Source organism: Aquirufa nivalisilvae (assembly GCF_004307455.1).
GTDB classification, from domain to species: domain Bacteria; phylum Bacteroidota; class Bacteroidia; order Cytophagales; family Spirosomataceae; genus Aquirufa; species Aquirufa nivalisilvae.
On the sequence record NZ_SEWX01000005.1, the window covers coordinates 1 to 25,032 of the forward strand.

25 protein-coding genes are annotated in these 25,032 nt (G+C 38.5%); 15 read left to right on the plus strand and 10 right to left on the minus strand.

Features of this window, described 5'->3' with window-relative positions; all coding sequences use genetic code 11:
* Positions 1-308 precede the first annotated feature (308 nt).
* The 3 genes from tyrS to EWU22_RS06815 are packed head-to-tail and all read right to left on the minus strand — an operon-like array spanning position 309 to position 3,390.
* Positions 309-1,601, minus strand: a complete 1,293-nt coding sequence (gene tyrS / locus EWU22_RS06805) for a tyrosine--tRNA ligase (RefSeq protein WP_130924958.1) — start codon at positions 1,599-1,601, stop codon at positions 309-311.
* 59 nt (positions 1,602-1,660) lie between these two features.
* A complete protein-coding gene (locus EWU22_RS06810) occupies positions 1,661-2,884 on the minus strand; it encodes an S-adenosylmethionine:tRNA ribosyltransferase-isomerase (protein ID WP_130924959.1) in 1,224 nt (407 codons plus the stop codon).
* The gene (locus tag EWU22_RS06815) at positions 2,884-3,390 is read right to left on the minus strand and encodes an SdpI family protein (protein WP_109322575.1); all 507 of its coding nucleotides are present in this window, start codon (positions 3,388-3,390) and stop codon (positions 2,884-2,886) included. The genes EWU22_RS06810 and EWU22_RS06815 overlap by 1 nt, the downstream gene beginning before the upstream one ends.
* A 146-nt stretch (positions 3,391-3,536) precedes the next feature.
* Between EWU22_RS06815 and EWU22_RS06820 the strand changes: the two genes are divergently transcribed.
* Together EWU22_RS06820 and EWU22_RS06825 are read left to right on the plus strand one after the other, a co-directional pair.
* On the plus strand, positions 3,537-4,091 hold the full coding sequence (locus tag EWU22_RS06820) for a cob(I)yrinic acid a,c-diamide adenosyltransferase (protein ID WP_109322576.1): 555 nt from the start codon (positions 3,537-3,539) through the stop codon (positions 4,089-4,091).
* A 15-nt stretch (positions 4,092-4,106) separates the two neighbouring features.
* Complete coding sequence (locus tag EWU22_RS06825) at positions 4,107-5,162, plus strand: branched-chain amino acid aminotransferase (protein ID WP_130924960.1); 1,056 nt, start codon at positions 4,107-4,109, stop codon at positions 5,160-5,162.
* Here EWU22_RS06825 and EWU22_RS06830 read toward each other — a convergent pair.
* The 4 genes from EWU22_RS06830 to EWU22_RS06845 all read right to left on the minus strand — a co-directional run bounded on the left by EWU22_RS06830 (position 5,159) and on the right by EWU22_RS06845 (position 9,864).
* Positions 5,159-5,740, minus strand: a complete 582-nt coding sequence (locus tag EWU22_RS06830; protein WP_130924961.1) for a hypothetical protein — start codon at positions 5,738-5,740, stop codon at positions 5,159-5,161. The two genes, EWU22_RS06825 and EWU22_RS06830, sit on opposite strands and share 4 nt — an antisense overlap.
* 196 nt (positions 5,741-5,936) lie before the next feature.
* A complete protein-coding gene (locus EWU22_RS06835; protein WP_130924962.1) occupies positions 5,937-7,343 on the minus strand; it encodes a BamA/TamA family outer membrane protein in 1,407 nt (468 codons plus the stop codon).
* Between the two features lie 49 nt (positions 7,344-7,392).
* Positions 7,393-9,054, minus strand: coding sequence for an AMP-binding protein (locus EWU22_RS06840; protein ID WP_130924963.1), 1,662 nt, complete (start codon positions 9,052-9,054; stop codon positions 7,393-7,395).
* A 21-nt stretch (positions 9,055-9,075) separates the two neighbouring features.
* Positions 9,076-9,864, minus strand: coding sequence for a biotin--[acetyl-CoA-carboxylase] ligase (locus tag EWU22_RS06845; RefSeq protein ID WP_130924964.1), 789 nt, complete (start codon positions 9,862-9,864; stop codon positions 9,076-9,078).
* Between the two features lie 90 nt (positions 9,865-9,954).
* Between EWU22_RS06845 and rsfS the strand changes: the two genes are divergently transcribed.
* The 12 genes from rsfS (at position 9,955) to EWU22_RS06905 (ending at position 22,107) form a co-directional block, all read left to right on the plus strand.
* Positions 9,955-10,341 (plus strand): ribosome silencing factor, encoded by a 387-nt coding sequence (gene rsfS / locus EWU22_RS06850; RefSeq protein ID WP_109322582.1) that lies wholly within the window; start codon positions 9,955-9,957, stop codon positions 10,339-10,341.
* Positions 10,342-10,419: 78 nt separating this feature from the next.
* Positions 10,420-12,555, plus strand: coding sequence for an ATP-dependent zinc metalloprotease FtsH (gene ftsH / locus EWU22_RS06855; protein ID WP_130924965.1), 2,136 nt, complete (start codon positions 10,420-10,422; stop codon positions 12,553-12,555).
* A gap of 35 nt (positions 12,556-12,590) precedes the next feature.
* Positions 12,591-13,403, plus strand: a complete 813-nt coding sequence (locus EWU22_RS06860; protein WP_231962800.1) for a UDP-2,3-diacylglucosamine diphosphatase — start codon at positions 12,591-12,593, stop codon at positions 13,401-13,403.
* Positions 13,369-14,883, plus strand: a complete 1,515-nt coding sequence (locus EWU22_RS06865; protein WP_161566806.1) for a glycoside hydrolase family 32 protein — start codon at positions 13,369-13,371, stop codon at positions 14,881-14,883. Before EWU22_RS06860 ends, EWU22_RS06865 begins: the two co-directional genes overlap by 35 nt.
* Before the next feature lie 65 nt (positions 14,884-14,948).
* The gene (locus EWU22_RS06870; protein WP_226998282.1) at positions 14,949-15,929 is read left to right on the plus strand and encodes an acyl-ACP desaturase; all 981 of its coding nucleotides are present in this window, start codon (positions 14,949-14,951) and stop codon (positions 15,927-15,929) included.
* A 16-nt stretch (positions 15,930-15,945) separates the two neighbouring features.
* On the plus strand, positions 15,946-16,482 hold the full coding sequence (locus tag EWU22_RS06875) for a TrmH family RNA methyltransferase (RefSeq protein WP_231962803.1): 537 nt from the start codon (positions 15,946-15,948) through the stop codon (positions 16,480-16,482).
* A gap of 99 nt (positions 16,483-16,581) precedes the next feature.
* A complete protein-coding gene (locus EWU22_RS06880; RefSeq protein WP_130924967.1) occupies positions 16,582-16,998 on the plus strand; it encodes a hypothetical protein in 417 nt (138 codons plus the stop codon).
* A gap of 98 nt (positions 16,999-17,096) precedes the next feature.
* Complete coding sequence (locus EWU22_RS06885) at positions 17,097-18,005, plus strand: ABC transporter ATP-binding protein (protein ID WP_130924968.1); 909 nt, start codon at positions 17,097-17,099, stop codon at positions 18,003-18,005.
* 10 nt (positions 18,006-18,015) lie between these two features.
* A complete protein-coding gene (locus tag EWU22_RS06890; protein WP_130924969.1) occupies positions 18,016-19,335 on the plus strand; it encodes an ABC transporter permease in 1,320 nt (439 codons plus the stop codon).
* Between the two features lie 337 nt (positions 19,336-19,672).
* Complete coding sequence (locus tag EWU22_RS06895) at positions 19,673-19,945, plus strand: DUF4242 domain-containing protein (protein WP_130924970.1); 273 nt, start codon at positions 19,673-19,675, stop codon at positions 19,943-19,945.
* Positions 19,946-20,048: 103 nt separating this feature from the next.
* The gene (locus tag EWU22_RS06900; RefSeq protein ID WP_231962806.1) at positions 20,049-20,720 is read left to right on the plus strand and encodes a trimeric intracellular cation channel family protein; all 672 of its coding nucleotides are present in this window, start codon (positions 20,049-20,051) and stop codon (positions 20,718-20,720) included.
* Positions 20,721-20,934: 214 nt separating this feature from the next.
* On the plus strand, positions 20,935-22,107 hold the full coding sequence (locus tag EWU22_RS06905; protein ID WP_130924971.1) for a DUF1624 domain-containing protein: 1,173 nt from the start codon (positions 20,935-20,937) through the stop codon (positions 22,105-22,107).
* Between the two features lie 4 nt (positions 22,108-22,111).
* Here EWU22_RS06905 and EWU22_RS06910 read toward each other — a convergent pair whose 3' ends face one another.
* Complete coding sequence (locus EWU22_RS06910) at positions 22,112-22,462, minus strand: Spx/MgsR family RNA polymerase-binding regulatory protein (RefSeq protein WP_130924972.1); 351 nt, start codon at positions 22,460-22,462, stop codon at positions 22,112-22,114.
* An 89-nt stretch (positions 22,463-22,551) separates the two neighbouring features.
* On the opposite strand from EWU22_RS06910, the gene fumC reads away from it, so the two are divergent.
* A complete protein-coding gene (fumC, locus tag EWU22_RS06915; protein ID WP_109322591.1) occupies positions 22,552-23,955 on the plus strand; it encodes a class II fumarate hydratase in 1,404 nt (467 codons plus the stop codon).
* Between the two features lie 79 nt (positions 23,956-24,034).
* On the opposite strand, the gene EWU22_RS06920 is transcribed toward fumC, so the two are convergent.
* Together EWU22_RS06920 and EWU22_RS06925 are read right to left on the minus strand one after the other, a co-directional pair.
* Entirely contained in the window at positions 24,035-24,370 is a 336-nt protein-coding gene (locus EWU22_RS06920; protein ID WP_109322592.1) for a hypothetical protein, read from the minus strand.
* A gap of 21 nt (positions 24,371-24,391) precedes the next feature.
* A complete protein-coding gene (locus EWU22_RS06925) occupies positions 24,392-24,751 on the minus strand; it encodes an ArsR/SmtB family transcription factor (RefSeq protein ID WP_130924973.1) in 360 nt (119 codons plus the stop codon).
* Positions 24,752-25,032 lie beyond the last annotated feature (281 nt).

Sequence of the window (25,032 nt, forward strand, 5' to 3'; positions counted from 1 at the left end):
TGACTTTGCTCTTACTATTAAAATAAGAATTGTCATTATCCTTGTCTTGAATGCTATTTTTTCTCTTCATAACCATTTTAACTGGTTACAAACTTTTTCCTTTTATCAACACGTCAAAGAACTCTTTTAAACTGGCTTTGCATTTTGAACTTCGTCGAAACTCTGTCCTTGTACTCGCTTCGTTTATTGCGCTTGCTCGTTTAGCTAGCGATTGGGAGTGCAAAGATGCACGGTTTATTTATTTTGTGCAAATATTGGCGAAGAAATTTTTTACTTTTTTTTGAATTAATTCGCCAATATGCCAGCAACTAGCTGATAGCCAGAATGTAATTTTTTTGTTTTCCGTTGCCAATTAATAAGTATTTATTACGCAATAACGGAAAATCAATATTTGCTTGTGGATTATTCACTTTTACTTTATTCACACTTATCGCATTTCCTTGGATGGCTTTACGCGCTTCTCCTTTAGAACTACAGATTAAATGATTACATCCTACGCTGATTAAATCCGTTAAATTTTGGCACTCCGCCATTGCCTCCGGACTCACTTGGTAAATCGGGAGCTGTTGGAATACACTCTCCGCCGCCGATTCCAATTGCTCAATCGCATCTTTAGCAAATAGAATCGTGGATGCCTCTATTACTTCCTCACATACCTGAGCACCATGTACCCGCGTGGTTACCTCCTGACCCAAGGCCTTTTGCAACAAGCGCAAATGAGGAGCCTCTGCATGCTGTTTTTCCATGGATTCTATTTCTGCTTGCGTAAACAAGGTAAACACACGCAATAATCGAGGAACATCAGCATCTGCAGTATTCAACCAAAATTGATAGAATTCATAAGGGCTAGTCTTGCTTGGATCTAACCATACATTGCCCGATTCCGATTTACCAAACTTAGTACCATCAGCTTTGGTAACCAATGGAGTAGTCAAAGCAAATGCACGATCCGTTTCATCTTCTCCAGTACCTTCCTTTCGACGAATGATTTCCGTACCTGTAGTAATATTACCCCACTGGTCCGAACCACCCATTTGTAAACGGACATTCTTGGTTTTGTACAAATGATAAAAATCGTAACCCTGTAATAGCTGGTAGGAGAATTCCGTAAAAGAGAGTCCCGTTTCCAAGCGGTTTTTTACTGAATCTTTCGACATCATGTAATTCACCGTTAAAAACTTACCTGCTTCGCGTAAAAATCCCAAAAAACTAAATTCTTTGAACCAATCGTAATTATTCACTACTTCCGCAGAATTAGCTCCAGCATGGAAATCTAAAAACTTCTCTAATTGCTTTTGAATCCCAATCTGATTTTCGCGTAAGGTATCTTCGGATAAAAACTCCCGCTCAGCATTCTTACCTGATGGATCACCAATCATACCTGTAGCGCCTCCCACCAAGGCAATGGGCTTATGACCTGCCAATTGGAAATGCTTCAACAACATAATAGCAGCTAAGTTTCCGATGTGCAAACTAGGCGCAGTAGGGTCAAAGCCAATATAAGCCGTCGTCATTTCTTTAGCTAATTGCTCTTCTAAGCCGGGAATCATGTCATGTAACATGCCTCTCCATCTCAATTCCTCGATAAAATTACCTTGCATTTTCTTGGGTTGTCATAAATAAAATGGTCGCAAAAATAAGCATATTTGCTTGAATTCGTCTACTGTTTGAATAACAATGACGTATCTCCATAACTTAAAAAGCGATAACCCTGTTCTTGGGCCTCCGCATATACCTCTTTCCAATGGTCGCCAATCAAGGCCGCAACCAAGACCAATAGTGTTGATTTAGGCTGATGGAAATTGGTAATTAAGGCATCACATAGGTGTAATGTATAACCTGGCATAATCAATAATTCCGTTTCCGCTATCCATTGATCTTGTCCATGGCCTTGTAAATATGCGATGACTTTTTCTAAGGATTCTTTGACCGAATAGGATTCAGCTCTTGGCAAGTAGGCAAATTCTTTGGCCAAGACAAAGCCCTCAGAAGGGATTTCTCTTTCTTCTAATAAATATACACCTGACCAATATAAGCTTTCTAAGGCTCTTAAAGCCGTTGTGCCAACGGGCACAATCGGACCCTCATGTTTCAGAATGGCCTCCATCATAGGAATGGAGAAAATCAATTGTTCCCGATGCATGGGATGATTGGCCACATTTTCTTCTTTTACAGGAAGAAAGGTTCCTGCGCCCACATGCAAGGTGATAAAAGTACTTTGATGTCCTTTTGTTGGTATTTGGTCCAATAAAGCCTGTGTGAAATGAAGACTGGCCGTGGGGGCCGCCACCGCACCTAATTCTTTGGAAAATATGGTTTGGTACCTTTCTTGATCTTCTTCATCTAAATCTCTACCTAAATAGGGTGGAAGTGGGATTTGACCAAATGCATTTAATATCTCGGCAAATAGATGTGTGCTGTTCCATGTTATTTTGACCCAATTTTTCTCTCGGTCTATCCAATGCAATGCCAATTGAATTTCTTCGTCACCAATTAGAAGTTCATGTCGCAAGATTTCTCCATCTTTCCAACGTTTTTTATTTCCTACCAAGCATTCCCATTCCACTTCATGCTGTGACTCCATAGTTAGCTGGGTCGCAATTTGTGATGCCAATGGTTTTAGTAAGAACAGCTCTATGGTAGCTCCCGTTGATTTTTGGAGATGTATTCTTGCTGGAATGACGCGTGTATTATTAAAAACGAGTAAACTGTTTTTCGGTAATAAATCTAAAATATCATAAAAATGAAGGTGCGAGATTTGTCCATTTTGGGAAACCAATAGTCGAGAAGCATCTCTGCTAGGACTAGGATGTAAAGCAATGCTGGATTCAGGTAGATGATAATCAAATGCCTGAATCGATAAAGGGGCTAATTCAAGCTTCATTATTCTTCCAAATAATCCGAATAGGTTAGTAAGCGAACAGGTAGGTAGGCAATCCAAATAAGCAATGCAATGATGCCTATATAAGGATAGAAGGAGAAATCTTGGTTATAAGTTCTTTCATCGTTCAATAAAAGTAGCGCCCTTAATACCAATATCATATAGGTATTAATCAAAGCGGGTAACATGTGTAACCAATGTCCGATGGTTTCTTTAATCTTAGTTCCTCCTTTTTTCTTGAAAATGGAAAAAAGAATAGTGAATTGATTATCAGGTATTTTTTGAATGTTTTTAATCAATAGCAAGGCCAACATATTAATCAAGGTCATGATACCTGCTGTCAAATAGAATATTTCTTCTTTGGGTAAAAATCCATCGCCACGACCTGTTTCACCAAAATGTACCGCCGTAGGATCTGGTAAGCCACGGTATATAAATAGGAGAGAGACGCCAAATCCAATAATGGATATGATGCGCCATACTCTAGAAAAGAAATGATCGATTGACATACGTTGATTAAAATGTCCACAAAATTAGGTCTGAAAATCTAACTGACCTAATCTTTGTATTCTTTCCATCAGGAAAATGATAATTATGCCTCATTCTTGTAATTCAGGCTTGAAAAAAGTAGATTTGTACCTTATACTATATAGCCATGGCGATCTATACTAAAAACGGAGATAAGGGTTTTACTCGGCTTGCTGATGGGAATGGTGTATCTAAATCGGATTTGCGAATTGATGCCATTGGGGATATCGATGAGTTAAATTCCTATTTAGGATTATTGAATACACAACTATCGGATTCATTGAATACCAAAGTGTTGGGGATTCAAACGAGTTTATTTGTCCTCGGAGCCCATGTGGCTAGCGACTCTACTGAGTTTTTAGGAAATATGAAGCTCATTGAGCTGCATGATATTGTGGCCTTAGAAGGATTAATTGATGAGATGGATGAGGTACTAACACCCATGCGAGTCTTTATTCTGCCCGGTGGTCACGAGACAATTGCCTTGGCACAAGTTTGCCGCACTGTTTGCCGCCGTGCAGAACGCAGCCTAATCAGATGGGTTCAAGCTGAAGAAAAAGAAGAAGCTTATCAAATATCCATCGCTTATTTAAATAGATTATCGGATTATTTATTCATGATGTGCCGCTATCTCCACCATTCATTGGGAATCCCTGAGATTCCGTGGAACTCTGGCAGATAGCCAATAAGATTTAATATGATGCAAATAGAAATAAAACCCATAGCCCAATCTCGTATCAATGAGGTTGATTTTGATCACTTAGTTTTCGGTCGCAGTTTTGCTGATCACATGTTAGTAGCGGATTATGCCGATGGAGCTTGGCAAAAAGTAAGCATTCAGCCTTATGGTCCATTGACTTATCAACCCGCTATGATGTCGCTACATTATGGACAAGCCATTTTTGAAGGAATGAAAGCGTATCGTTCTAAGCAAGATGAGATTTTAGTTTTTCGTCCAGAAGAAAACTTCAAACGCTTCAATAAATCTGCCGTTCGGATGTGCATGCCGGAAGTCCCAGAAGAGATTTTTATGGGTGGCTTGAGACAATTGTTGCAAATGGATAAGGCATGGGTTCCAGCCAAAGAAGGTTGTTCCTTGTATATCCGTCCATTCATGTTTTCTACAGATGAGTACGTAGGCGTTTCACCATCCAATACTTATAAGTTTATTATTTTCCTTTGTCCTGTAGGTTCTTACTATGCTAAGCCCTTGCGCGTTCGTGTGGAAACAGAATACATTCGTGCGGCTAAAGGAGGTGTAGGATTCTCTAAAAATGCAGGAAACTATGGAGGTTCGTTATTCCCAACCCAGGAAGCCAATAAAGCGGGTTATGATCAGATTATTTGGACTGATGCTGCTACCCATCAATATGTAGAAGAAGCAGGAACCATGAACTTGATGTTTGTGGTGAATGGAGCTTTGGTTACTGCACCGACTGGCGATACCATTTTAGATGGTGTTACTAGAAAGTCGGTGTTACAAATAGCAAAAGACTGGGGCATGAAAGTAGAGGAAAGACCACTTTCAGTAAAGGAACTAGTAGAAGGAATTCAATCAGGTGCTGTTACCGAGGCTTTTGGCGCGGGAACCGCAGCAGTGATTGCTCCCATTCAAGTCATTGCTTTTGAAGGTAAGGATTATGAATTACCTGCTAGAAAAGAAAGCGATTTCTCCTCTAAAGTTTTCCATGAAATCAATCACATCCGCTTGGGCGAGGTAGCCGATACCCGTCAGTGGATTTGGAAAGTTTAGTTTATTTTAGAAAAAACAACTTGAATACCTGGGTCTTTGGGAGTACCAACATCTTCCAATATGACCTGGGTATTTTCGTTTTTCCAAACAATCTTTTTGGCGCTACCTCGGCCATTCCCATAAATATTTCCTAAATACTCTTTGAAATTGGCAGTTAAGTCCAAGACATCATCTTGCTCCTCTAGAAAGATATTTAATATGATTCCTTTTACCTTATTATTTTCATCTGGTAAATAGGTGATGTCCACAAAGTTCAAATCCGTATCATCGAAGAATTGAGTATAGGATTTTCCTACGCTTGGTTGAGTTTCGGATAGTTCCACCTTTTCTCCAATTGTCGACATATCTTGTCCCCAAGTAACATTCCGAATAATACCTTCAGATCCCAAGGTGATTCGTTGCAATAAAGGCGTGCTTTCATCCCAAGCTTTTTGCTTGGCTTGCTTTTTTGATTCGAGATTACTCTGATTTGCTTCTTGTTTATCGGAGGTAGTTTGACAAGCATTTGAAATTATCAAGAAACTGATAATGAGCGCAAATGCTAATTTTTTTTGTAATAAGCTTGTTTTAGGGTTCATTTGAGGGAGAATCAACAATGTGATGTAATTGAATTTCTAAAATTAAAAAATTTCAAATTTGATATATTCTGTTTTTAGAAAAATAGTGTTATTTTTGTTCAACGATTTTTACGTTTGATTCGTCAAACTAACAATATTTAAGATTATTAGTGGTTAGGTATTTTAAAAAGGAGCCGGTCTTTGACTGGCTTTTTTTTTAGAATTCACGTCCTAACCCTACTACAAAGCCATATTTTCCTCCATTGTTAAAGGGCAGCGCCATTTTCAACACGAAGTTATAATAGGTCACAATATCCAAACCAACTCCATACCCAAATAACCATTTATTGGCAAAATTACTTTTTGTCTCTACTCGATTCGCTTGATTCACATAGGCCAAATCCAAAAATGCAGTTGGATAAATGGATAAGGGCATCTGATTAAATTGCTTATACGGGATAAAGGACAGAGGGATAATTTGTTTGAACAATTGATATTTCAAGGTGTTTCGAGATAAGAAATAATCCGTCCCGTCCACTACTTTGAGTTCAAAACCTCTCACTACTTCGTTGCGATATCCCAATCCTCGCTGGTTTGCGTAAGGCACCGTCGCCCCATCTTGAGTGATCTTTCCTTTGAATTGACTGCTGAAATAAAACTTTTTACCCAAATCGAAATAATAGGATAGTCCGGCATTGATCTCCCAAAAATTGATTTCATCCTGAGCTAATACGCCATATTTTTGAAAACTGATGTCGATTTTTTTACCTACCAAAGGATACACCACATAATCTCTAAAATCATAAGAGAAAGTATAACCCAACTGCATGAAGTTTTGCTCATTGGATTTGCCCTGAAAATAGGCTGGATTGAGTTTGGTTATGGTATCAGACACTAAGTTATGGCTGTATTTGACTTCGAAAGTCTGGAAATCATAGAAACGAAAGCGCTTCCTAAAGCTAATCCCACCGCTCCATTTTTCTCGTAAAATATTCTCAGAGCCTAAGTAAACTAAGGTGTCGGCTTGTGTTTTATAGGCAATGTTTTTACTGGTCAAATAATCCAAATTAAAACCAATACCTAATGTTTTTTTTCGGTCTACGTAAGGATTATTATACGAGAACTCCAACCGTTGAGTGAAGCCAGTTTCGGCTTTTAACATCAATCTCTCGGCTCTTCCTCTGAAATTATTATGCAATAAGTGAATCCCATAAATGGCTCTGTCCAATGGATGGCCACGGGCCCACCATTCATTTAAATTGCGGTCGGCCAATTGGAATACGGGATAGCCAAGAAAATACCATTGTTCTAAGACATCAAAATTGATGGCCAATTTCCCAGATTTGGTTAAGTGATATTCGGAGCGAACCCAAATGAATAAATTGGTATTCATGAGTTTCCGTCTGCTGAATTCCAATTTTTTGTCAATTTCATTTAAATCCAGCAAATCACCTTCTTTAAAATCTAATTCTCGCTTTAAGATACTTCTTTTACTACGCTCGTTTCCTTTGAATTGGATACTATCTACCTCCACCATTTGCCCACAAAGACTGGTTGATAAACCAAGTCCTAAGCAAATGAAAATGCTGAAAATGAAAACATTAGGCGGTAAAATACGTCTCATGCCTCTAATTTAGTCAAAAAGCATAGCTATTAATTTACCCTTGGATGAATTATTCAAAAAGAATGGATGCAGGATGTTGATTCCAGGCTTCTATTTTGTCTTGGAATTTTTTCTCGATGGCCTGCCTTCTGATTTTAAGCGTAGGAGTGATACAATTGTTCTCAATGGTCCAATCTTCTTTCAATATGACCATTTTTGACAAATGTTCATATTTTTTAAAATGTGGCTTTAAGCTACTCTTAATGCCATCTAAAGCTAATTCTAGGCTGTTTTTATCCGCTTTTTTACCTTCCTCATTAAGAATGATTAAGGCAATAGGTTGTGGTAAATTGGTCCCAACTACACAGGCTTGTTCAATCCATTCATGTGATAAAATCATGTTTTCAATCGGTGCTGGGGCTACATATTGACCTTTGCTGGTTTTGAAATTATCTTTCACGCGTCCGATGATGGAAATAAATCCATCGGAATCCAATTCGGCCATATCACCCGTTTTTAGCCAAGTACCATCAAAAAGCTCTTGGGTCAAGGTGGGTTCTTTATAATAACCAGATGTAATGTAGGGAGCCTTCATGAGTAATTCATGCGATTCTGGATCTAATTTTACTTCACAGGTAGGCCATGGTTTCCCAACAGTACCCAATCGAATTTGGTCTCGTGGCATTAGGGTATTAAAGCCCATATTCTCCGTCATACCATAGGCCTCCTGAATAGTAAGGCCGATTTTTTGAAACCATTGCAACAATTCGGTGGGCATAGGTGCGGCACCCGTTACATTCATTTTGGTTTGATCTAGACCTAATCCTTTTTTGATTTTCTTTTTGATGAAATGACTCAGCAAGGGGATGGATAGCAAAAGTTGTAGGCGTTTTTGACCCCCTATTTTTTGTAAAATCCCTTCCCTGAATTTAGCCCAAATTCTAGGTACAGCTAAGAAATGGGTAGGTCGACAGGCCACTAAATTATCTTTAAAGCTGTCTAATGTCTCTACAAAATAAATGGTTCCTCCCGATGCTGTGCCTGCGAACTCGACAAAGTTCCGCTCGGCGATATGACTCAATGGAAGATATGAAATGAATCGGTTGTTGGGCTGTTGCAAAAGTGCGGCCTCTTTAGCTATGTTGATGACATGAATGATTCCTTCATGGTGTAGCATGACGCCTTTGGGGGACCCCGTGGTTCCTGATGTGTAAATGATGGTACTTAGCTCACCGGCATCTGCCTGATGAAAGGAATCGATGGGTTCATACTGAGCTTCAATACTTGTCCAGTGTGATTCTGAAATTGGACTTTGATGCTCAGGAGTGAAAATCAAGGTGATATTGGAAGGAATTCCTGATCGTATGCTTTCCCAATGATCTAGTTTTCCTACGAAGAGTATTTGGCAGTCGGAATGCACCAATACCTGATTCAATTGATCGGCTGTTAATGTGGGATAAAATGGCACAGAAACAGCACCTGCCGCAGCAATAGCCAAGTCAGCCATGATCCAGTGGGCACAGTTTTTCGACAAAATACCTACATGGTTCGGGAGCTGGTCATCCAATGTTTGACGCAGGTAATTGGCTATTTTGCTGATTTGATTAGCAACTTCTTGATAAGTAAAATCTTGATATTGCTTACCAACGGGCTGCTTTAGATAAACAGCCTCTGGTCGATGTTCTGCCCAATAAAGAAAATTCTCTAAGTTGCTGCGGTATTGGTCTATCATGAACAGGTTTTATTTCAAAGCTTAGTCCTTAAAAATAAAACTTAATTCCTTTATTTCATAGGCTTGTTCTCCTCCTGGTTTTTCCATGATTAGAAGGCCTTGAGCATTGACTCTTAGAATCTTACCAATAAATTCCTGTTGATTGTCCTGATAAGAATGCCATTCTCGGAATCTAAATAATTTTTGGTGGTAAGCCTCATCCAAAAAATGGAACTTTTGCTCTAAAAAATATTCATATTCCTTTTCTATGCCTTGGCAAATATGCTTGTAAATGTCATGTAAATCGAAAGATTGCGGAGACTTCATCCAGGATTTTAAGGAACAAGCTCGTAAATCGGCAAAGTTGGTTTGATTGATGTTCAGCCCAATTCCTACGATGGAAAATGTCCATTGGCCCGATTGAAAATTGTTTTCAATCAATATACCGCCTAATTTTTTCCCATCTAAATACAGGTCATTGGGCCATTTGATGGCTAATGGAAGTCTTTCTCCATAGTTTTCCGTTGCCCACTGTTGTAATCCATTTAAAATACCTAATGCTACCGCTTTACTGAGATAAAATTGATTTTCCAGTAGAGAATGGGAGGGTTTTAGGAGAAAGGAAAGTAATAAATTTTGATCTGGTTCTGCCTGCCATGTATTCCCTCTTTGTCCTCTACCGGCACTTTGATGTCTGGCTACCCAAGCAAACCCTTCAGGAATAGTACTTTCTAATGACTCTTGAAAAGCCATGGAATTGGTGGACGGACAAGTGGGAATGTATTTCGCCAATTTGCCTATGAACCGAGTTGGTGCGTGGTAATTGTTCAAATTTATTTGTAATTTTAAGCTTGTGTAGAACAAATTTAAATTTTTAATCGTTAAGATAGTTCTCTATAAACATTTAGATCAAAACAATATATGCGTAAAAGTTCCATTAAGTCCCCCAAGCAAGATATCTCGGAAGACATTGTGAATTGGGTAGTCAAGGGGATGCAAGAAAAGAAGGCACAGGAAATTATGGTATTGGACTTGCGCGGTGTACAAAATGCATTCACGGATTTCTTTGTGATTTGTTCCGGTACTTCAGATACCCAGATTGATGCGATTGCCGATTCTGTAGATAAAGAAATATGGGAAGCAGGTAAATTGCATGCTCATTCTATTGAAGGAAAAGCGAATCGTGAGTGGATATTGATGGATTATTATGATGTCATCGTACACGTGTTTTTGAAGGAGAAAAGATCCTTTTTTAAATTAGAAGAATTATGGGGAGATGCTAAATTCACGATTGTTCCAGAATTATAATCTAGAATTTTTAGAATTTTTCCTCGAAAAGAAACTTAATCACTCCGCTACATTGTTACAAGCCCAAATAGATAACCAATGGCAAAACAAGTAAACAATTCAAAGAATACCAAGAGGTCAGGAATTCCCCCTCGATTACCTAAAAAACCGGTTGGAGGCATGCAAAGCTGGATGGTCATAGGTTTGATGATCGCCGTAGTGAGTATGTTCTTTTTTACTAAACAACGCACACTTCAAGAGATTTCTCAGAAACAATTTGAGTCTATGTTGATTCAAAAAGAAGTGGAAGGCGTGACCATTGTCAATGATAAATTGGTTGAGGTTAATCTGAAACCAAATTATGTAGCTAAGTATTTCAAAAACTCTCCTCAAGGCCTTATTTCAGTGAAACAAGGTCCACATTTTGAGTTTCAAATAATTTCAAAAGAAGGTTTTGAACGTTTTTTAGAAGATAGACAAAAGGCCTTTCCTCGTAATGAGCAGATAATGGCTAAGCCTGAAACGCGTACGGGTCCATTGGATTGGTTAGGTACTTGGGGCTTCTTTATCTTAATGGGTTTAAGCTTCTATTTCCTTTTCTTCCGCATGGGCGGTGGTGGCGGTGCCGGTGGACAAATCTTTAATATCGGTCGTAGTAAGGCTACGTTGATTGAAGGGGAGTCGAAAGTTCGCGTGACCTTCAATGATGTGGCTGGTTTGGATGAAGCGAAAGAAGAAATTCAAGAGATTGTGGAATTCTTAAAATTCCCTAAAAAATTCACGGATTTGGGAGGTAAAATTCCGAAAGGTGCCTTATTGGTAGGCCCTCCGGGAACGGGTAAAACCTTGTTGGCGAAAGCCGTAGCAGGTGAAGCTGGTGTACCTTTTTTCTCCCTTTCTGGTTCTGATTTTGTTGAAATGTTCGTTGGGGTAGGAGCTGCCCGTGTACGTGATTTGTTTAAGCAAGCCAAAGAAAAGGCTCCTTGTATCATTTTCATTGATGAGATTGATGCGGTAGGCCGTTCTCGTGGACGTGGTTCTATGCCAGGTGCTAATGACGAAAGAGAAAATACCTTGAACTCCTTATTGGTGGAGATGGATGGTTTTGCTACGGATTCAGGAATTATCATCATGGCGGCAACGAACCGTCCCGATGTATTGGATTCAGCACTATTACGCCCAGGTCGTTTTGATCGTACCATCAGTATTGATAAACCCGATATCATTGGTCGTGAGGCTATTTTCAAAGTACACATTAAGCCATTAAAATTGGCTAATGGAGTTGATGTGAAAGAATTAGCGGCGCAAACTCCGGGTTTTGCTGGAGCGGAGATTGCCAATGTATGTAATGAAGCAGCTTTAATTGCTGCTCGTAGAAATAAAGTAGCGGTGGAAATGACTGATTTCCAAGAAGCTATGGATCGTGTTATCGGCGGTTTGGAAAAGAAAAACAAATTGATTTCTCCAGAAGAGAAGAATATTGTGGCTCACCATGAAGCAGGACATGCTATTGCTGGTTGGTTTTTAGAACATGCCAATCCTTTAGTAAAAGTGTCCATTGTTCCTCGTGGCGTAGCGGCATTGGGTTATGCTCAATACTTGCCGAAAGAGCAATTCTTGTATCGTACTGAGCAATTGATGGATGAAATGTGTGTCACCTTAGGTGGACGTGCAGCGGAAGAAATCATTTTTGGTAAAGTATCTACAGGTGCCCAAAACGACTTGGAGCGAATCACCAAATTGGCTTATTCCATGGTGACAGTTTATGGTATGAATGATAAGTTGGGGAATATTTCTTACTATGATTCTAAAGGAACTGAATACCAGTTTAATAAGCCATATTCGGAGACTACAGCTCGTGAAATTGATGAAGAGGTACGTAAGATTATTGCCGAAGCCTACAAGAGAACATTAGCTTTATTACGTTCTAAGAAAGCTAAATTGATTATTCTAGCGGAACAATTGTTGAAAAAAGAGGTATTGTTCCAAAGCGATTTAGAAGCTTTAGTTGGCCCTCGTCCATTTGAGCAATTAACTTCTTATCAGGAGTATATCAAGGGTGAAACAGAAAAGAAGCGTAAGGAAGCGAAGGATGAACGAGATTTAGCTGAGAAAGCAGAATCTGCACCGGATGTACAAGAAGTCAAGAAGGCTAGTAAAAAGCCTCGAGCTAAAGCTGTAAAAAAGGAAGAAAGCATAGCTTCCGATGATGCTTCCAGCGAATCGGCCGTTTAACTCATGTTTGGGGTGGCTTGGCCACCCCTTTTTTTATGAAACATATTCAGGTAGAAGCCAGTAAAAAAGTTTATTTCGCCTCTGATTTCCATTTGGGTTTTCCCAATGAAAAGGAAAGTAGGGAGAGGGAGGCTTATTTATTGGATTGGTTGGATCAAGTCAAACAGGATGCTCAAGCTTTATTTTTGTTAGGGGATTTGTTTGATTTTTGGTTTGAATATCGAAAAGCTGTTCCAAAAGGATTTGTTCGTTTTTTAGGCAAATTGGCAGAGTTAAGCGATGCTGGTATTGAATTACATATTTTTGTAGGTAATCATGATTTGTGGATGTATGATTATTTCCAAGAAGAATTAGCAGCCAAGATTTATCGCCATCCTGAGCGTTTCCAGCTAGCCTTTAGCGATGGTTCAAACAAATCCATATTCATTGGTCATGGGGATGGTTTGGGGCCAGGGGATTATGGATACAAGGCTTTGAAGCAAGTATTCACCAATAAGCTTGCCCAGTTTATGTTTCGTTGGCTGCATCCAGATCTTGGAATTCGATTAGCACATGCTTGGTCTAACACCCGAAAGACGAATGCCATTACACAAGGAGCTGTACCCTTTCATCCAGAAACAGATTATATTCTTCAATTCGTTCAAGAGCAATTTCAAAAAGACCTCAGTAAACAACAAGTATCATCGAGTTATATCTTTGGCCATCGGCATCATCCTGTTGCTTGGGAATTAGGAACTGATGCTACTTATTATAACTTAGGGGATTGGTTTAGTCCAGCATTATGTAATGCTTACTTTTTACGTATTGACGCTCATGAAAATTCTTTCCAAAAGTATTCCGCTTCCTAGCATATTAGTTAGCTTATTGATGCTCATTTCTTTGACTATTTCAGCTCAAAGCCCTACTGAATATTGGCGGCCATCCATTCACTTTTCTCCGAAAAAGAACTGGACGAATGATCCCAACGGATTGATCTATTTTAAAGGATATTATCACTTGTTTTTTCAGCATAACCCCAAGGGGAATGACTGGGGGAACATGAGCTGGGGACATGCCCGAAGCAAAGATTTATGGCACTGGGAAGAGCTTCCTCTGGCTATTCCACATGGAGAAGAATTTATTTTTTCTGGTTGTGTGGTTTGGGATAAAGACCATGTGTCGGGTCTGGGAGATGCTAGCAAAGATCTATTAGTTGCCATCTATACGGCCGATTATCCCAATAAAAAACAAGAACAACATCTCGCTTATTCCAATGATGATGGTTTGACATGGAATAAATACGATCAAAATCCGATTTTAGATATTCAATTATTGAATTTCCGAGACCCCAATATCATCTGGCATCATTCTAGTAAGCAGTTTATTATGTCAGTGGCAAAACCCTTGGATCGTTCTGTTCAATTTTATGGATCTAAGAATTTATTGAAATGGGATTTATTGAGTGAATTCAGTAATCAAGGGGAATTAGAAATGATTTGGGAATGTCCTTCTTTGGTTGAATTACCCATTGAAGGCCGAGAAAAGGAGAGTAAATGGGTATTGTTTAACTCCTCTCAAGGTGTGCAAAAGGGTTTTGTGGGAATGCAATATTTTGTGGGCGAATTCAATGGAAAGACCTTTATCAATGAAAACACGAGTGATACCAAATTATTTGTTGATTATGGTAAAGATTTTTATGCAGCTATTCCATTTTATAACACGGCCCCTAATGAAGTTATGTGGCTAGGATGGGCACTGAGCTGGCAATATGCCAAAGAGCAACCAACTTTTCCTTGGAAAGGCCAGATGTCGTCGGTTAGAAAGCTGAGTTTAGTCGATACCCATGAAGGCTTGAGATTGAAACAAGATTTTCAACCAGATTATAGTTCACTTGAACCTACTTTTCAGGCAAAGGACATTTCTATTTCTAAGCCTAAAATCTTGAATGGGATGAAGATGTTACAAGGAAAATCGTATCTGATTGATCTAGAAGTAGAGTCTACGAATGCCGATCGTTGGGGATTAAAGTGGCAATCGGTGGATAATCCGAAAGAGTATACGGTGGTCGCTTTTGATGAGAATAAAAAACAATGGTTCATCGACCGTTCTCATTCTGGGAAGATTCTAAGTCCTGGTTTTTTCAAATTGGATGCTGCTCCATGGGTTGAAGGAAAGGCAAAACATGTTCGTGTATTGGTCGACCATTCAATACTTGAGCTATTGGCTCAGGAGGGCACTGTGGCTATTTCATCGCTTCGATTCCCTCATTCTATTAAGGAAAATCTTTCTGTTTTTTCGGAGAAAGGTAAATTAGATTTAAAACAAATTACGATTTGGGAGGTGAAATAAGGTTCATTCGCACATATTATTTTCGTATCTTCGTTTAATTTAATAATTCAAACTAAACACATCTCATGTCTCAATTTGCTAATCGTGTGGAGGTCATGTCTGAACTTGCCAAAAACATGGACGCTTATGTCCAGGAGTATTTGAATCCAATTGATTCCAATTGGCAGCCTTCTGATATGTTACCTGATTCAACGAAAGAAAACTTTTTGAATGAGGTAAAATTATTGCAAGAAGCTGCTCAGGAGCTACCTTATGATTATTGGGCAGTATTGATTGGAGATACGATTACAGAGGAAGCTTTGCCTACTTATGAATCGTGGTTAATGGCGATGGATTCGGTGAATCAAGTGGAGGATCAAGGTCAAGGTTGGGTTCAATGGATTCGTAGCTGGACAGCTGAAGAAAACCGTCATGGTAATTTGTTAAGTACATATTTGTATCTATCAGGTAAAGTAGATATGCGTGCTATGGCCGTTTCTACTCAATATTTAATTTCAGATGGATTTGATATTGGTACATCTTCAGATCCATATAGAAACTTTGTGTACACCTCTTTCCAAGAGATGGCCACCAATATTTCACATCGTAGAACAGCCTCATTGGCTAAGCAGCACGGTAACCCTCAGTTATCTCGTATGTGCGCTCAAATTGCCGCTGATGAATTACGTCATGCCAAAGCATATCGTCGATTTGTGAGTGAAATTTTCAAATTAGATCCTTCTGAAATGATGTTGGCTTTTGCTGATATGATGAAGAAAAAAATCGTCATGCCTGCTCATTTCTTGAGAGAGATCAATGGTCAAAAAAGTTCTTTATTTGAACATTTTTCTGATGCAGCACAACGTATAGGAGTATATACAACGCAAGATTACGTGACCATCATGCAAGGGTTAATCCAAGACTGGGAAGTAGAGAAAATCACAGGCTTGAATGATGCTGCTGAAAAGGCGAGGGATTATGTAGCTGCTTTGCCAGCTCGACTTGAGCGTTTGGCTGATCGTATCAAAATTCCGGAATTAGCTTATCCATTTACTTGGATTGCCTAATTAATTCGAAGAAAGTATGTCTAAGAAGTTATCCATGGACGAGCTCAATCGGCTCGATGTTCCTGCTTTTAAAGCTTTGGAGAAATTCCCTTATGTGCTTGTCATGGATGACATTCGTAGCATGAATAATATTGGCTCTGCCTTTCGAACGGCAGATGCCTTTCGTTGTGAGAAAATTTACCTTTGTGGCATCAGTGCCCAGCCTCCACATCGAGAAATCACTAAAACAGCTTTAGGGGCGGATGAATCAGTTGATTGGGAATATTGCGCTTCGGCAGCTGATTGCATCTCACTATTACAGGCCCAAGGATTTAATATTGTTTCGGTAGAGCAAGTGGAAGCATCTCAATCGCTGCAAGATTTCACCCCTGTTGCTGGTGAGAAATACGCCTTTGTTTTTGGGAATGAAGTCTTCGGTGTTCAAGATGAATGGATCGCCGTCAGCGATACCTGCCTAGAGATTCCCCAATTTGGCACCAAGCATTCGCTTAATGTATCTGTCAGCTTAGGAATTGTGGTTTGGGATTTTGTCTCAAAAACCCAGTTTAAATAAGATTCATTCTTATTTATCTTTTTGCACAAAAACTTAACACAAATAAATTTTTATTCCTGTAAATCTTTTCTAGATTTAGGCCTATAGTAATAAACATGTATGAGCAAAGCTGACAAAACATTAATCGAACAACTAGCACTATCTATTTTGCCAAAATTAAGTGGCCTAAATGATAAAAATGCTAAAAAAATGGTCAATACTGCAGATAAGGCCATTGCAATCATAGTTAAAAAATTCCAGAAATTGAAAGACCAACAAGTGAAAGCCTTGGCGGAATTGAAAGAGAAGGAAGCTAAGAAAGCAAAAAAACAATTGGAAAAAGAGGCTAAAAAGAAAGATAAATTAGCCAAAAAAGCTGCTAAAGATAAGCAAATTGCCCTACTCACCAAAGGCACTAAAATAGCAAGTGCAGAGGTGTCCCCAAGTGCAACGGCTAGCCCCAAAAAATCAATTGCGAAATCAAAAACGGCCTCTCCAAGTCCAGTACGAAAAAAGAGAACTGTCGCAGCTAAATAAAGCTATTTCGTTTATCCCTTATATTTTGCGTTCATCCATTTTTACACAAATGGGATGAACGCATTTTTTATTTTAGATGAAATTTAACATACCCTAACATGATATTATCTATTCAAGACGTTGTTAAACGTTATTCCAGCCATGTGGCCTTAGATCGGGTAAGTCTCGAAATACCTAAAGGCAAGATCTTTGGTTTATTAGGTCCCAATGGTGCAGGCAAAACGTCATTAATTCGTATCATTACTCAGATTACAGCTCCTGATGAAGGTCAAATCCTTTTTGATGGAGAAAAGTTGTCATCCAAGCACGTGGAGCAAATTGGCTATTTACCCGAAGAGCGAGGTCTGTACAAGAAGATGAAGGTAGGGGAGCAGTTGATTTATCTAGCACAGTTAAAAGGCCTCTCTAGGCAAGAATCAATCACACGCTTGAAGGATTGGTTTATTCGATTGGATATTAAAGATTGGTGGGATAAGCAGGTGGATGATTTATCCAAAGGAATGCAGCAGAAGACTCAGTTTATATCGACGGTCGTTCATGAGCCTAAATTATTGATTTTAGATGAGCCATTTTCTGGTTTTGATCCAATCAATGCCAATATGTTGAAAGATGAAATTTTGGCCTTGAAAGATCGAGGAACCAGTATTTTGTTCTCTACTCATCGTATGGAGTCGGTGGAAGAATTATGCGACTCCATTGCTTTGATAAATCATTCTAAAGTGGTTTTAACCGGTGAAAAAAATGAAGTTCGCAATCGATTCAAAGCTCATCAATTTGAGGTGTTATTTGAAGGTAATTTGACTCAGGAATTGCAAGGAGTGGATTTGGTTAGTTTAGAAATGTCAGGAGATCAAGTTTCCAAGAAAGGTATTTTTAAATTACAAGAAGGAGCTAGTCCTAATCAATTGTTAGGTCAATTGATCAATCAAGTGCAGGTTCAAAAATTTCAAGAATTGATACCTTCTTTCAATGATATATTCATTCAAGTAGTCAACGAAACCAATTAATCGAATCAACATGAACAAGATATTATTAGTTATAAAAAGGGAGTACTTGACTCGAGTAAGCAAGAAATCTTTTTGGATAGCCTCCTTAGTAGCCCCATTGTTATTAACAGCTATTTATGCAGTCCCTATTTGGTTGGCTACGCGCGACAAAGAAGTAAAACAAGTAGCTATTTGGGACGGAAGTGGATTATTTGAGCAAAAAGATTTGGCAGATAAAGAAATCGCTTTTCAATTATTGAAGGGGGATGTTTCCCAAATTAAGAAAACCTTTGATAAACAAGGTTTTGATGCTTTTGCGGCCATTCCAGTGGATATTTTAAAGAACCCTCAAGGCCTGAAAATTTATTCAGAGAAGAATTTGAGCTTGTCATTGAAGAATGATATTGAGCGAATGGTTCAAGATAAAGTACGAGAGATTTTGCTACGTAATGCGGGTATTTCAACGGTAAAATACAAGGAAACTCAAGTAGACATCTCCAGTGATACCATTACTGTTTCTAAGCAAGGTGCCGAGACGACTTCTAGTTCGGGTGGAGCCATGATTCTGGCAGCCATCTTAGGCTTTTTATTGTACTTAACCTTATTACTTTACGGCTCTCAGGTGATGAATGGGGTTATAGAAGAGAAGAGTAGCCGGATTATTGAAGTTATTATTTCATCTATTAAGCCATACCAATTAATGTTGGGTAAGATATTGGGAGTAGGTATGGTGGGATTGACCCAGTTTTTGCTCTGGATTGTATTAACAGTGGGCTTATCCACAGCTACAAGTAAGTTGTACAATGCCCCTTCTAGAATGGCTACAGTTGCTAATTCTAGCCATTCTGAAGAGTTGAAGAAAAGTGTTGCCAAGGCTGAGTCGAGCACACAGCCTATGGAAGAATTAAACAAAGTGATTGAAAGTACTAATATCCCTTTGATTTTAGGCTCTTTCTTCTTCTACTTTTTGTTTGGGTATTTACTTTATAGCTCTTTATTTGCGGCCATTGGCTCAGCTGTAGAAAGTGCAGCAGAGGCCCAACAATTCACATTTCCTGTGATGATTCCTATTATTTTAGCTTTCATTTTGGCTCAGTTTACCATGCAAGATCCCGATAGTAATATTGCATTTTGGGCCTCAATTATACCATTTACATCACCCATCAATATGATGGTTCGTTTACCTTATGGAGTTCCAGCTTGGGAGATTGTACTTTCTATGATCTTATTAGTGGGAGGATTCTTGGCTTGCAGTTGGTTATCTTCTCGTATATATCGAGTAGGTATTTTGATGTATGGCAAAAAAATGACTTGGAAAGAAATTAGTAAATGGGTGTTTTATAAAGGGTAATTAATTATTTATACTAGCATTTAATTAATAGCATTTTTTAATTCATTTAATATTTGACTCAATTTTGAAAAGCGCAGAGGAGTTCCTTCGCGCTTTTTTGTTTATATGTAGCGAAACTTATAAGCGGTATACCATTTAGTCAGTAAATAATGTAGTTAAGGTCAATTTGTTAGCATGTAATTGTTGAGTGGAGCGAAGTATGGTTCCCTATTTACTTATTCTCAAAAAGAATTTTAAATTCCATTGTAAATCATTGAATATTAAGTATATATGTTAAAATATTACGGGAATGCCGAAAACCGAATAGAGTAGGCCACATGTTCTATCATCATTCATCATGGCAACTTACCTCATTGAAAGAGAAATTCCTGGAGCAGGAAATCTTACCAACGATCAATTGAAATCCATTTCACAAACATCCTGTAGTGTATTGAATAATATGGGCCCAGAAATTAAATGGTTACAGAGTTATGTAACCAATGATAAGATATATTGTGTCTACAAAGCTCCCAATCCTGAAATGATTCTTGAGCACGCCCGCATGGGAGGCTTTCCAGCTAATTTGGTAAGCGAGGTCTTCACCATCATTGACCCTACTACGGCGGAGTAAATTATCAAAGTGAGAATTTCTAGTTCGGAAGGGAAGATTATCTTTTCTCCCCTGTTAATTTATATGCCATTAGAATATTTTTTTTACAGGAATCCTATGTAATTTGGGCATTCAATTTGCTCACCATAATCGTTGTTTATTGGATAATTATTTCACCATCTTGATCGATTTCATTGGAACATTTGCCTTTGCTGTCAGTGGTATTCGATTGGCTTCAGGGAAGCAAATAGACTGGTTCGGAGCCTATATCATTGGGCTCGTTACCGCAATAGGTGGAGGAACAGTCCGCGATTTATTATTGGGTATTCGACCTTTTTGGATGCTGGATGGGCGTTATTTTTTGACAACTGCTATTGCTTTGTTGGCTGTGCTACTTCTGAAAAGTCAATTGGTCAAATGGTGGAATACCTTGTTTCTTTTTGATGCGATTGGTTTAGGCCTAGTTACCATTGTAGGTATAAGCAAATCCATGGACGCTCATTTACCTTTTTGGGTATGTATTGTCATGGGAACCATCACAGGTTCAGTAGGGGGCTTGTTGAGAGATGTTTTATTGAATGAAGTCCCACTCTTATTAAGAAAGGATATTTATGCGCTGGCATGTGTTGCTGGTGGATTGGTCTATTTCGCTTGTCAATATTTCGACTTCTCCGTTCCAATAACGGAGTTAATTGCTGCATCTGTTGTCATTACCGTGAGAATACTTGCCTTCCGATTTCATTTACATTTACCCGTTTTGAATTCGATGGATTCCAATCAGGTGAATAAGCCTTAATACGAACAAATTTATCTGAGGAGTATCGGTTGTTGTAGATTGTTAAGGAGAGCAATGTTTGGGTGTTTGTAATGGTTTGATATTGAAATACTTTTGATAAATAATTAGTATTTAAAATTAATTCTTACATTGTCATTTCATTTCTCGGTGTATTTATACCTTCTTAGTATGGTTAAGTTTGAAATGTCTTCTACCTCTCAAACCTTCTCAAATTATGACAAAGCCAACAACTACCAGAATTGCGTCCATTGATTTATTAAAAGGTTTAGTCATGGTAATTATGGCTCTTGACCATGTTAGAGACTACTTTCATTATGATGCGTTTGTGTTTGATCCAGCAGATCCTACTCAGAGTAACTTAATGTTGTTTTTCACTCGATGGATTACGCATTTTTGTGCTCCTGCATTCAGCTTTTTGGCTGGTCTTTCAGCTTATATGTTGAGTAAGCGAAAAACAAAAGGAAAATTGTCAGTATTTCTAATCAAAAGAGGATTCTGGCTCGTATTTGCAGAATTGATTATTATCGGATTTGGTTGGTATTTTAACGTCCATTTCCCAGTATATGCTCTCTCCGTTATTTGGTCACTTGGGATAAGTATGTTGGTCTTAGCGGCTCTTATCCATTTGCCAACTTTCTATATTGGGCTAATTAGTTTATCGCTTATTCTATTTCACAATCTTTTAGATAACCTGCATTTTCCAGGAAGTGTGATTTGGTCCATTTTACATGAACAACAATTTTATACGATATCTTCTCAAATTCAATTGATGGTCGTGTATCCCCTTATTCCTTGGATAGGCGTTATGGCATTGGGATATTGTATAGGAAGTGCCTATCAATCAACTGTAGATGCTCAAAAACGGAAGGTTTATTTTACTTTTTTGGGCATCATTTCCATCGTACTATTTGTGATACTTCGTTGGACTAATTGGTATGGGGATCCGAATCCATTTCAGCAGTATTCAACCTTATCACAAGACTTGATTTCATTTTTTAATCCTTCTAAATACCCACCATCTTTACAGTACTTGTTGATGACTTTGGGAGCAAGTTTCTTGTTTTTGGCATACTCGGAAAAATGGAAAGGAAAGGTAGTTGACTTTTTTTGCACCTTTGGTCGTGTACCTTTTTTCTATTATATCCTTCATATCTATGTTATTCACTTAATTGCCTTGCTTTTTGCTGAGCTTTCAGGATTTGGTTGGCAAAAGATGATTTTATCTACTTGGATTGGATTTGAACCTAATTTGCAGGGATATGGGTTTAGCTTGTGGGTTGTTTATGTCATATGGATCGCCCTGATACTGGGATTATACCCACTATGTAAGAAGTTTGATCAATATAAGTTAGATCACAAAGAAATGTGGTGGTTAAGCTATTTATAGCACATTATTTACTTAACCAAGCATGCATTTTTTCTTCGTCAAATCCTGCTAAAATTCTTTCTCCATCGACTAAAATGGGTCTTTTGATAGCAGATGTTTTTTGTTGAAGAAATTCAAAAAGGCTATCTGGATTTTCTAAGCTTTTTTTAGTGACATCATCTAATTGCTTATACGTACTTCCATTTTTATTTAATACCGTGGCTGGGCCAAGTTTTTCTAAAAAGAGAGACAGCGTTTCAGGGGAGATGCCTTTCTTTTTGTAATCATGAAATTCGTAAGAAACGCCTTGATTTATTAAAAAATCAAAGGCCTTTTTCATGGTATTGCAAGCTGGTATTCCGTAAATGGTGATCATGTTAGCTATTTATTTTAAAAAGGTGTGCGACTTGTTTGATTTGGTGGTATTTTTGTTTTTTCCTTACAAATTTAACACAAAGCTACCTTATGGAGTACAGAATAGAAAAAGATACGATGGGTCAGGTGAAAGTACCTGCACACGTGTATTGGGGTGCACAAACCCAACGTTCCATTGAGAATTTTCCCATTGCTCAAGACATCAATAAAATGCCTAAAGAGATTATTCGTGCATTTGCTTACTTGAAAAAAGCAGCTGCAATCACGAATTTCGAAGCTGGGGTTTTGGATGAATCTAAAAAAGATCTTATTGCCAAAGTTTGTGATGAAATTTTGGAAGGTCAATGGGCAGATCAATTCCCATTGGTCGTTTGGCAAACAGGTTCAGGTACGCAATCCAATATGAATTGCAATGAGGTAATAGCCTACCGAGCGCATGTTTTGCAAGGTGGAAATTTGATGGATGAGAAGAAAGTGGTACATCCCAACGACGATGTAAATAAATCCCAGTCATCGAATGACACTTTCCCAACGGCTATGCACATTGCCGCCTATCAAATTTTGATGGAAACGACTATTCCGGGCATCACTAAATTACGTGATACCTTAGCCGCTAAAGCGAAAGCATTTAAGGATGTGGTGAAGATTGGACGTACTCACTTTATGGACGCCACCCCATTGACTTTAGGACAAGAGTTTTCGGGATATGTATCTCAGTTGAACCATGGTTTAAAGGCCATCAATAATACCTTAGATCACTTGAGCGAATTAGCTTTGGGTGGAACAGCAGTAGGAACGGGAATCAATACTCCAGCAGGCTATTCTGAGAACGTGGCGAAGCACATTGCTACGCTGACTGGATTGCCATTCAGAACGGCTGAAAACAAGTTTGAAGCCTTGGCGGCACATGATGCCATAGTAGAAGCGCACGGAGCTTTAAAAACAGTTGCTGTGAGTCTAATGAAGATAGGTAACGATGTACGTATGTTATCTTCTGGCCCTCGTTCAGGAATTGGAGAGATTTATATTCCAGATAATGAACCAGGTTCTTCTATCATGCCAGGTAAAGTAAACCCAACTCAGTGTGAAGCTATGACGATGGTGGCAGCTCAGGTATTAGGGAATGATGTGGCCATCAATATTGGTGGAGCTTCAGGTCATTTTGAGTTGAACGTGTTCAAGCCTGTGATGATTTATAATTTCCTACATTCAGCTCGATTGATAGGAGATGTTTGCGTTGCATTCAACGACAAGTGTGCTGTGGGTATCGAACCATTGAAGGAGAACATTCAAAAGCACGTGAATAATTCATTGATGCTAGTTACTGCATTGAATACGAAGATTGGTTATTATAAAGCGGCTGAAATTGCTCAAACTGCGCATAAAAATGGCTCTACGTTGAAGGAAACAGCGATTTCCTTGGGTTATTTAAGTGCCGAAGAGTTTGATGAGTGGGTTCGCCCTGAGAATATGGTAGGAGAAATTAATCTGTAATTAGCTCTTAAATACGCGATTCTCAGCGATTTATATTAAAAATGCCCTATACGTTGCGTATAGGGTATTTTTTGTGCTATTAAGCCATTTCACGTAATTCTATACTGTAAAAAGGGCTAACAAAGGGAAAACTGTTAGCAATTCTCTGGGCTTCTTCCCAGTCGGATAATATGAGAGTAACAATCTGGGAAATTTCTCCACCGTCAATTTGATTGATCAATTTTGAATCCAATTTTCCAGCTGCCGTGAGGTGTAGTTGTTGACCTGAAAATTTCTGATACAACATGTCCTCATAACTAGATTTTAATCCTTTCAGCCAGGTTCTAATTTGCTCTAATTCCTCTTCTGTGGCGAGTGAATTTTCACCTGAAATTCCTGCTACTGGTCCCCGAATGATGATGACAAATCGTTTCATTAAATTAGTATTATTCTAAGATTAAAATTCGCTTTGAAATTTCTCAAAGGGATTACTTTCAGTTTTGATTTTTGGTCTTTGGCTTCGCTCTCTTGGGGCAGATTTGGGCTTTTCTATGGCAGTGCCTAGGAGAGGAGCTAACCAGTTTTGTATGACATGTAAGGCTTCCTTTTCTAAGGAATAATAGATGAATACACCGTTCCGGCGGGTGCTAACTAAACCAGCTTCTTTGAGCACAGATAAGTGCCTGGAAATGGTAGGTGCAGCATAGTTGAATTGTTCAAAAATGGTACTAGCAGGCAGCTCACCTTCCTTCAAAAGCTCCACAATCTTTCTCCTCGATTCATCACCTAATGCTTTGGCTATAGACTCTACTTGCATATTAAAATTATCTATTTAGCTAATTTAGCACAATTCAACGTATTATCCAAAAGCGGTATTTAATGAGAATAGGGAAGGCTTATTTAGTTCTTTAAACAATTAATTATCTATCAGGCTAAGTATATTTCGCTATAATGCTAATTAGTTGTTTATATTGATAATTATAATTATACAAATTGCTAATAATGATTTATTTGATGCTAAAGCTAATTTGATAGAAATTTCAAATAAAGTCATGAGTCTTTGTTGAATTCAATTTCTATAATTCCGTCGTTATGTTC